A 9,334-nucleotide genomic window follows, 5' to 3' on the forward strand; every position below is an offset into this window, starting at 1 on the left:
TTATAGCTAAAACAAGTTACTGATTATCAGTAAGATGAACAACTTTTTTCTTTTAAATCATAATGCACAACGGGTTTAATTAATCTATTTTTAATCTTATTTTCCCTGTAGATCATGATGATGACTAACAATAAAAAAATGGATAATATAGAGTATAACCAAGCTGTTTTAGTTTTGGATTGTGCCAAATCTTCCATCAAGAGACTTTCACGTTTAGAATCAATTAAAGCTCTTTCATATTCTGTCAGCCTATAGCGCGCATTCTCTAACATTAAATTTTTTCTTAAGTCTTTACCTATGAAGATCTCTTTATTTTTTATGTGTTCTTTGAGGTAATGATAAGCCTCTTTATAGTTTCCTTTAGCTTCTTCGTATCTACTTCTATAAAAATAAATTTCGCTTAACTGCTCATACAAAGACAATTTATTAAGTGTTTTTGTTGCTTTATTAAAATTAGAGTCTGCTAAGCCAAATTGCTCTATTTGTGCGTAATAACGGGCTAGTAATAAATAAGCTGTAGAAACTAAAGTCCGATTATAATTATGTTTCTTGATGTCTAAAGTCGTGATGAATTCTAACTCATTTATATAAGAGCTTACACTTTTGAGTTTCTCATTATCTAATTGGTTCCAAACTATGTTTACAATAACATCATGTTTAAATACGTGCTCTAGAGAATCTGCTAGATGCAAAGATTTTTCATAAAACTTATTTGAAGTTTCATAATCTTTATTCTCCAAAACCCAAGTACTACCTATGCCGTTATAATTGAGCATTAAAAGCTCGGGGTAATTGTTCTTTAAACAAATTTCTTTGGATTTTATATATTTTCCTTAGCGGAAACATAATCAGTTACCGCTTCATCATTCATGGCCATAACATTATAAGCATTGGCAGAAAAAAAAGGACTTTTACTTTTAAAGGATTCCTCTAACAGCTGAAGAGCAATTTTTTTTGAATTATTAAAATCTGAATCAGAATACTTCTTTAAGCTATCATCCAGTAATTTTTGTAAATGAGAATTCTCTTTAATTCCATTCATATTTTGTCCTTGGGCCACAGAGAAATGGCTTATAAGACAGAAAAAAAGGTAGAGTATGTTTTTATTCAAAAATAAAATTTCTTAAAAGGGTAAATTTAACCTTTTTATAGAAAAATTAACAGCTAAAAGAAGGAATTTATCTCAAATAACTCCAATAAATAAGGAGTGAATAAGTATGTTTTAATTCTTTAGAAACGAATTATAGATATTAATTGAATGTTAAAATTTATTTTGCAACTTCTGTATTCACATATATTTGTTTCTATGAAAAACATATCTATACTTAGCATTTTTGTCCTTTTTAGTTTAACTACTGTTGCTCAAAAATCAGTTTCTCCATACAAATGGGATTGGATAAGAGACGGGATTTGGACCGGTGCTGCTATTGCAGGAACGGTTGGTGGTTATTCTTTAATTATTAATAAGGATGATATTACAGAAACAGAATTAGCTGAAATCGTAGCTAATAAAGATGATATCAATTTTATGGACCGTTGGCTAGAAGGTAATTATTCTGAGGATGCTATTACCCACAGCTACATCCCTTTTGGGGTTGCTTTTGCAGCACCCGCCCTATTATTATTTGATGATAAAATTAATGATGATGCCGCATTAGTGATGGGGCTTTATCTAGAAAGTCTTTCTACTACAGCGGCTTTATATACTATTACTGCAGGATTGGTAAATCGCTCAAGACCTTATGTGTATAATGAAGGAGAAATAGTTCTAGGAAAGAGGTTAAAGAATAACGGACAGCGCTCCTTTTATTCTGGTCATGTGGCAGCGACAGCTTCAGCATCCTTTCTCACGGCTAAGGTATTTAATGATTATCATCCAGATTCTCCTGCGCTTCCTTATGTCTGGGCTGGAGCTGCTATTTTACCAGCAAGTGTTGGTTACTTTAGAATAAAAGCTGGACAACATTTTTTAACCGATGTTCTTTTGGGCTATGCCTTGGGAGCTGGAGCTGGTATTCTAATTCCAGAACTTCACAAAACGAAAAACGAAAAAATTGATGTCTATCCTACTTCAGGAATTAATGATTTTACAGGAGATCGCTACAGCGGAATGACTTTTAGATATACGTTCTAAAGTAGTTTAAACTATATAGAAACAGAAAGAGTCGAGAATTAAAATTCTCGACTCTTTTTATATCGGTTAGTTAGGTAGGTGTTAAACATTAAACCTGAAATGCATTACATCTCCATCTGCTACTACATATTCCTTACCTTCTACACTTAGTTTTCCAGCATCTTTTACTTTCGCTTCACTTCCAAAAGAAACAAAATCGTCATACTTAATCACTTCCGCACGAATAAAGCCTTTTTCAAAATCGGTGTGGATAACTCCTGCAGCTTGCGGAGCGGTTGCGCCAACAGGAATAGTCCAAGCTCTCACTTCTTTTACCCCAGCGGTAAAGTAAGTTTGTTGGTTTAATAATTTATAAGCAGATCTAATCAGTTTAGCAGAACCTGCTTCCTCTAGACCTATATCATTTAAGAACATTTTACGCTCTTCATAATCTTCAAGCTCTGTAATATCTGCTTCTGTTCCTACTGCAAGCACTAAAACTTCGGCATGTTCGTCTTTCACCGCTTCTTTTACTTTTTCTACGTAAGCATTTCCGTTAACGGCAGCATCTTCATCTACATTACATACATACATCACTGGCTTATCGGTAATAAACTGTAAAGGCGCAACAAACTCTTTGCGTTCTTCTTCATTTAAGTCAATTGCTCTTACAGAAATCCCCGACTCTAAGCCTTTTTGAAGTTTTAAAAGAACGTCTTGTTCTTTTATCGCTTCTTTATTTCCGGTTTTTGCTGCTCTTTTTACTTTTTCAAGCTTCTTCTCAACTGTTTCTAAATCTTTTAATTGAAGCTCTATATCTATCGTTTCCTTGTCACGAATAGGATCTATGTTTCCGTCAACATGTATAATATTTTCATTATCAAAACATCTAAGAACGTGCAATATAGCATCGGTTTCTCTAATGTTTCCTAAAAATTGATTTCCTAAACCTTCTCCCTTACTCGCTCCTTTTACCAATCCTGCGATATCTACAATATCTACAGTGGCTGGTAAAACTCGTTCTGGTTTTACTAATTCTTCCAATTTTTCTAATCTAGAGTCAGGTACATTAACTACTCCTATATTAGGTTCTATAGTACAAAATGGGAAATTGGCGCTTTGTGCTTTAGCGTTTGATAAACAATTAAATAAGGTTGATTTTCCAACGTTTGGCAATCCTACTATTCCTGCTTTCATAGTTTTTTTAAATACATTTTTCGAGCCGCGAATATACAGAATGATTTTGTTTAATCCTGCATTGAGAGGTTAATTCCGGAAGTCCGCAAGTTCCGTAAAGACGGGCTTTCCTTAAATTTTTAAAAATATTTTTTTGATTCTTATCTCGAGAACCTATCTGTAGCGTTCGGGAAGTCTGTACCTACTGTTTATACAGGCTTACTCCAAGTTTCTTCATGAATGAAGAAATATGGCATCATTGCAATCTTTTTTTAAGTAAATATTACCTAGACCTTATTAAAAATTAACATTTGATAGAGGTATATTTGATTTAATCAGAAAAAGAATTAAAACGACCAGAGATGAAAAAAATAATAATTACGGCATTGTGTTTAACTTTTGGTTTAACCAATTACGCCCAGACCAAAGATAAATTAGAGAAAACAGTTACTACAAAGACCACTGTAAAGAATCATGAGGGGGAAGAAGTAGCTATCAAAAAAAGAAAAATTAGGGCGCAACAGCAACTAGGAGTTGAAAATAATAACAAGACCAACCAAACGGTGATAAGATATAAACCTCAAATTTCTAGTTCTACTTCCTTTGAGAGTGAAGAAGATAGTTTCATGATTGCTCCAGACAGAAAAGGCTATGTAGTATATAAGATGGATGGAAAAAGGAAAGTTCAATATGCAGTGATAAGAAAAATGCCAGAAAAAGAAATGTATGTATTACATACTAAAGAGTATGACTCTTTTGGGTACTTTGACAAAGAAGGTAATTTTGTAGTAGGAAACTATGATCCTAAAGCAGATGCCGTGATTTTAAAGAAGTATAAAATTAATAGACCTACAAGATAATTCTATCACTTATCAATAATAATAAAAGCCCATTCTTTCGAATGGGCTTTTTACTTTATAAATCGTGCATATAAGCCTGTTTCTCTAACAGCTTCTCTTCTGTTTCTACATTGTTGTCATCTGGGATGCAACAATCTACAGGGCATACCGCAGCACATTGTGGTTCATCATGAAAGCCTTTACATTCCGTACATTTATCAGCTACGATAAAGTAGTATTCGTCACTTATAGGCTCCTGTGCCTCATCTGCGTTTGCTTCTTTTCCATTAGGGAGTACAATATCACCATTAAGGTTAGTGCCATCGGCATATCGCCAATCATCAGCACCTTCATAAATGGCGGTATTTGGACACTCAGGTTCGCAAGCTCCGCAATTAATACATTCGTCTGTTATAATTATAGCCATTTTATTCTTTTTATATATGTAACTTTGTACAAAAATAAAGCCATTCACGTAGATAACCAAATAATATGAATGTAGAAGCACGTATCAAATCTTTTTATTTATTAGGGAATTCGTTAAAACGATTTTTAAAGCATGAAAAAGCCTCCTCCACTTCCGAAGAAAACTTTTTTAATCTCTTAAACGAGAAAGTAGATAATGCCATACATTACAATGGTTGGTTCACCAAAAAGAATATTCTTTTTTCTTTACAACAATGGAGTGAAGCTTTAGAAAAAGAAAAACTAGAAGATTGGCTTTCTCATTATGAGATTCCAAAAGATAAAAACTTTACGGTTGCCATCATTATGGCCGGAAATATCCCTTTAGTAGGCTTTCACGATTTTCTTTGTGTTTTACTTAGCGGAAACAAGGTTTTAATCAAACAGTCTTCTAACGACGATCAGATTTTACCCGTTATTACTCAGTTTTTAGAAGAGCTAGAACCCGCATTTAAAGAGAGAATTAGCTTTACCAAAGATCGCTTAGAAAATTTTGATGCGGTGATCGCTACCGGAAGCAATAATACCGCTCGCTATTTTGAATACTATTTCTCTAAGAAACCACATATTATTCGGAAGAATAGAAATTCTGTGGCCATCTTAACTGGAAATGAGTCCAAAGAAGAACTAGCGCCTTTAGGTGAAGATATTTTTCGTTACTACGGATTAGGCTGTCGCAATGTTTCCAAAATGTATGTTCCCAAAGAGCAAAAGTTAGATTACTTTTTTGAAGCGGTTTACGATTGGCACCCTATTATTGACTCTAATAAATATGCCAACAATTACGACTATAACAAGGCCGTTTACTTAATGAGCGAGTTCAAGATCTTAGATAATGGATTCTTAATCCTGAAGAAAGACGAGTCCTTCTCCTCTCCTATCGCTTCTTTATTTTATGAAGAATATGATGATCTCGAAGCCTTAAAATTAAAGTTAGAAAAAGAGCAAGAAAATATACAATGCATTGTTTCTAATGGATTAGATCCCCAGCATATTCCCTTCGGAAAAACCCAGCAACCAAGTTTAACCGACTATGCAGATCAAGTGGATACCATGAAATTTTTAATTGACTTATAGTTAAAACGAAAAGTGATGAAAAAGCATAATTTTAGTGCAGGTCCCTGCATTTTGCCTCATTCGGTTTTTAAAGAAGCTTCACAAGCGGTGTTAGATTTTAATAATTCTGGTTTATCCATCTTAGAAATATCTCACCGCAGCAAAGATTTTGTAAGTGTAATTGAAGAAGCAAGAGCTTTGGTTTTAGAGCTTTTAGGTTTAAAAAATAAAGGTTATCAAGCCTTGTTTTTGCACGGCGGCGCAAGTACGCAGTTTTTAAGTGTAGCCTATAATCTACTAGAGAAAAAAGCAGCTTATCTAAATACAGGAACTTGGTCTTCTAAAGCAATTAAGGAAGCTAATTTGTTTGGAGAAATAGTTGAAGTAGCGTCCTCTAAAGACAAACATTTCAGTTATATACCTAAAAATTATTCCGTAGATAATTCTTCAGACTACTTTCACTGTACCAGCAACAACACTATTTATGGTACGCAAATGAAAGAATTTCCTTCGGTAGAAATTCCTATGGTTTGTGATATGAGTAGTGACATATTTTCGCGTCAATTAGACTTTAGCAACTTTGATTTAATTTATGCCGGAGCTCAAAAAAATATGGGTCCTGCGGGAACCACTTTAGTGGTCGTAAAAAAAGCTATTCTTGGCAAAGTAAGCCGAGAAATTCCTTCTCTTTTAGATTATCAAATTCAAATAGAAAAAGAGAGCATGTTTAACACTCCGGCGGTTTATGCTGTTTACGTTTCCTTACTTAATCTTAGGTGGTTACATTCCTTAGGCGGAATTAAGGAAATCGAAGAAGTAAATGAGAAAAAAGCACAACTCTTATATTCAGAAATAGATATCAATCCTTTATTTAAGGGTTTTGCGGCCAAAGAAGACCGTTCTATGATGAATGCCACCTTTAATTTAAAAGATAACAACTTAGAATCTGTATTTAATCAAATGTGCCAAGAGGCTAATATTAATGGTATCCATGGTCATCGTAGTGTTGGCGGTTATCGAGCTTCTATGTACAATGCCTTACCTCTCTCTAGTGTAGAGGTTTTGGTAGAAGTAATGAACGAATTAGAAAGAAAAGCATAAGATGAACATTTTAATCAACGATGGGATTTCCCCGGCAGGAATAGCGGCCTTAGAAAAAGCAAACTTCAAGTTGTTTCAAACTAAGGTAGCACAGTCTCAATTGGCCAACTATATCAATAAGAATACTATTGAGATCATCCTGGTTGGAAGCAATACACAAATCCGTAAAGAATTGATAGACCAATGTCCACAACTTAAGCTTATTGGCTGCAGCAGTATTGAATTAGACCCTATAGATGTCGCTTACGCGGAAAAAAAGGACATTAAAGTTATTCATACGCCAAATGCATTTTCTCGTAGTGTTGCCGAAATGGTTTTTGCTCATATTTTTAGTAACATTCGTAATTTAAAAAACACCAATCAAGATATGCCGTTGGAGGGCGATTCTCGTTTTAAAGAATTAAATAGCGGCTATAGCAATGCGTCAGAACTTCAAGGGAAAACCTTAGGAATTATTGGTTTTGGAAGAACGGGGAAAGAAGTGGCTAAAATTGCTCTAGGTTTAGGAATGAAAGTACTTGTGAGCAGTAAGAATTCAGAAGAAATTAGCCTGAAGCTTAACTTTTTTGACGGACAAGAGGTTTCTTTTACTATTCCTTCTGCTTCTTTGCAAGAAGTATTAAAAACGGCAGATATTGTTACACTTCACGTGCCAGCGCAAAATGAATACCTAATTACAAAAGAAGAACTCGAACTTATGAAACCTACCGCAGGGATCATCAACACTTCTAGAGGTGACGTGTTAGATGAGGTTGCTTTGGTAGAAGCCTTAAACGATAAAAAAATAGCCTTTGCGGGCTTAGATGTCTTTGAGAAGGAACCCAATCCAGAAATTCAAATTCTCATGCATCCCGCCATTTCTTTAAGTCCGCATATTGCGGGTTCTACGCAAGAAGCCCAAGATAAGAGCGCAGTAGAGCTCAGTAATCAAATAATTAATATATTCGCAAAATAATAATTAATACTATTTTATCATGCAAAAATACCTTTTCGCTTGTATCTTTTTACTTTTTACTGCGTTTAGCTTCGCTCAAGTTCAAACTGGGAAAGCTTCTTTTTATGCTGATAAATTTGAAGGAAGAAGAACTGCAAGTGGAGTAAAATACCACCATAATAAGGCAACCGCGGCACACCGTCACCTACCTTTTGGAACCAAAGTGAGAGTCACCAATTTGGCTAACAATAAAACCACGGTAGTAGAAATTAATGACAGAGGACCTTTTGTAAGCGGAAGAATTATTGACCTTTCTAAGTCTTCAGCAAAGAAATTGGGCTATTTAGGAATGGGAGTTACCGATGTCGCTATTGAAGTAATTGGAGGTGATAGCGATGCTATTGCAGATGTTTCTACTCCGGCAGATATAGATAATGGAGAACCTACCACTTCTAATGTTAGTACTAATCCTGAGCCTAATGCAAATCCTGATGCTTCTGTCGCTCAAGTAGAACCTTTAGAGTTTTATGAGTTAAACATTAATAGAGTTGAGCCAGATTGGTTTGGAATACAAATAGGCAGTTTTCAGGAACTTACGAATTTAATTCGTTTGGCAGATAATTTAAAAGGAAGCTACCAGAAAGATGTTATCGTTCAAGTTAAGGTGATTCAAGACATCAAAGTGTATACGCTAGTGGTTGGCAAATTTAAAACCAGAGATAAAGCTGAAAAATTTAAAACTGAAGTTTCTAAAAGATATCCTGAAAGTTTCATCGTAGATTTTTCTAAATTTTAATAAAAACCCTTACCCTTATGAAAAATATATTCTTTCTCTGTATTCTACTTATAACGCTTTACAGTTGCAGCAGCACTTCAGCTATAAATCAGTCTCATCAAGAAGTAACTTCTCAGGAAATCAACGATACCTTGAATTACAGTTTAACCTATCAGGTTATTATGGAAGAACCTGGCTTTAATTCTTGGCTTAAAAAACAGCAGCCCAAAAGTTATTATGAACTAAGTTTCTTAGAAAAGAAAAATGCGTTCTTCGCGACTTCTTATAATAACAGGGTTGACAAAGAAAATTATAACAAAGATTTGTATCCTTGGGAGATTAACTATGATCCTAATCTAACGTATGGTTTAGAAGTAAATTATTCGTTATACCAATACTTCTTGTACTTTCAAGAGAAATACAAGCAAACCCTTTAAAAATCTACTATGAAGAAACTGAAAGAACGTTGGGGCATTAAAACCAACTTTCAGCTCGTCATTATATTTTTCGTTTTTTCAATTACCGGCTCTTCAGCCGTTTTTGCGGCGAAACCTTTTTTAAGTTTTATTCACTTAAATCGTGAACAGTTTCCTGATGCCTTTTTTTGGGGAGGGTTACTATATTATCTCTTGCGGATCTCTATAATATTTCCCATTTACCAAATCTTATTGGTTTGCTTCGGATGGCTTTTTGGTCAATTTAAATTCTTTTGGGGTTTTGAGAAGAAAATGTTGAGACGTTTAGGATTGGGACGTTTTTTACCTGAAGAAGAGGAGAATTAAGACTTAGTCTTTCTTTTTTGTAAGCTTCCCCAAAATTAGGACAAATAGAAGTTATAATTAATTTTAAATTTGTCAACTATGAAACAAAGTAAA

12 protein-coding genes are annotated in these 9,334 nt (G+C 34.3%); 8 read left to right on the forward strand and 4 right to left on the reverse strand.

The window, feature by feature from the left end; genetic code table 11:
• Positions 1-26 precede the first annotated feature (26 nt).
• On the reverse strand, positions 27-776 hold the full coding sequence (locus RBU60_RS13635) for a hypothetical protein (RefSeq protein ID WP_308865614.1): 750 nt from the start codon (positions 774-776) through the stop codon (positions 27-29).
• A 44-nt stretch (positions 777-820) separates the two neighbouring features.
• Positions 821-1,060 carry a hypothetical protein gene (locus RBU60_RS13640; protein WP_308865616.1) on the reverse strand — a complete coding sequence of 80 codons (240 nt, stop codon included), beginning with the start codon at positions 1,058-1,060 and terminating at the stop codon, positions 821-823.
• Positions 1,061-1,306: 246 nt separating this feature from the next.
• On the opposite strand from RBU60_RS13640, the gene RBU60_RS13645 reads away from it, so the two are divergent.
• Positions 1,307-2,134, forward strand: a complete 828-nt coding sequence (locus tag RBU60_RS13645) for a phosphatase PAP2 family protein (protein ID WP_308865617.1) — start codon at positions 1,307-1,309, stop codon at positions 2,132-2,134.
• 81 nt (positions 2,135-2,215) lie between these two features.
• Here RBU60_RS13645 and ychF read toward each other — a convergent pair whose 3' ends face one another.
• Positions 2,216-3,310, reverse strand: a complete 1,095-nt coding sequence (gene ychF / locus RBU60_RS13650) for a redox-regulated ATPase YchF (RefSeq protein ID WP_308865618.1) — start codon at positions 3,308-3,310, stop codon at positions 2,216-2,218.
• Between the two features lie 341 nt (positions 3,311-3,651).
• On the opposite strand from ychF, the gene RBU60_RS13655 reads away from it, so the two are divergent.
• Positions 3,652-4,149, forward strand: coding sequence for a hypothetical protein (locus tag RBU60_RS13655; protein WP_308865619.1), 498 nt, complete (start codon positions 3,652-3,654; stop codon positions 4,147-4,149).
• 55 nt (positions 4,150-4,204) lie between these two features.
• On the opposite strand, the gene RBU60_RS13660 is transcribed toward RBU60_RS13655, so the two are convergent.
• The gene (locus tag RBU60_RS13660; protein ID WP_308865620.1) at positions 4,205-4,555 is read right to left on the reverse strand and encodes a 4Fe-4S binding protein; all 351 of its coding nucleotides are present in this window, start codon (positions 4,553-4,555) and stop codon (positions 4,205-4,207) included.
• A gap of 65 nt (positions 4,556-4,620) precedes the next feature.
• Between RBU60_RS13660 and RBU60_RS13665 the strand changes: the two genes are divergently transcribed.
• Genes RBU60_RS13665 through RBU60_RS13690 form a run of 6 tightly spaced genes read left to right on the forward strand, consistent with a single transcriptional unit; the run spans position 4,621 to position 9,241 of the window.
• Entirely contained in the window at positions 4,621-5,670 is a 1,050-nt protein-coding gene (locus RBU60_RS13665) for an acyl-CoA reductase (RefSeq protein WP_308865621.1), read from the forward strand.
• A 15-nt stretch (positions 5,671-5,685) separates the two neighbouring features.
• Positions 5,686-6,750 (forward strand): 3-phosphoserine/phosphohydroxythreonine transaminase, encoded by a 1,065-nt coding sequence (serC, locus tag RBU60_RS13670; protein ID WP_308865623.1) that lies wholly within the window; start codon positions 5,686-5,688, stop codon positions 6,748-6,750.
• A 1-nt stretch (position 6,751) separates the two neighbouring features.
• The gene (locus RBU60_RS13675; protein ID WP_308865624.1) at positions 6,752-7,705 is read left to right on the forward strand and encodes an NAD(P)-dependent oxidoreductase; all 954 of its coding nucleotides are present in this window, start codon (positions 6,752-6,754) and stop codon (positions 7,703-7,705) included.
• A 19-nt stretch (positions 7,706-7,724) separates the two neighbouring features.
• Positions 7,725-8,480, forward strand: coding sequence for a septal ring lytic transglycosylase RlpA family protein (locus RBU60_RS13680; protein ID WP_308865625.1), 756 nt, complete (start codon positions 7,725-7,727; stop codon positions 8,478-8,480).
• Positions 8,481-8,497: 17 nt separating this feature from the next.
• Positions 8,498-8,896 carry a DUF6146 family protein gene (locus tag RBU60_RS13685; protein ID WP_308865626.1) on the forward strand — a complete coding sequence of 133 codons (399 nt, stop codon included), beginning with the start codon at positions 8,498-8,500 and terminating at the stop codon, positions 8,894-8,896.
• Positions 8,897-8,905: 9 nt separating this feature from the next.
• A complete protein-coding gene (locus RBU60_RS13690; protein WP_308865627.1) occupies positions 8,906-9,241 on the forward strand; it encodes a DUF6787 family protein in 336 nt (111 codons plus the stop codon).
• The last annotated feature ends 93 nt before the right edge of the window (positions 9,242-9,334 follow it).

Source organism: Mesonia profundi, from assembly GCF_031085155.1.
GTDB lineage: Bacteria > Bacteroidota > Bacteroidia > Flavobacteriales > Flavobacteriaceae > Mesonia > Mesonia profundi.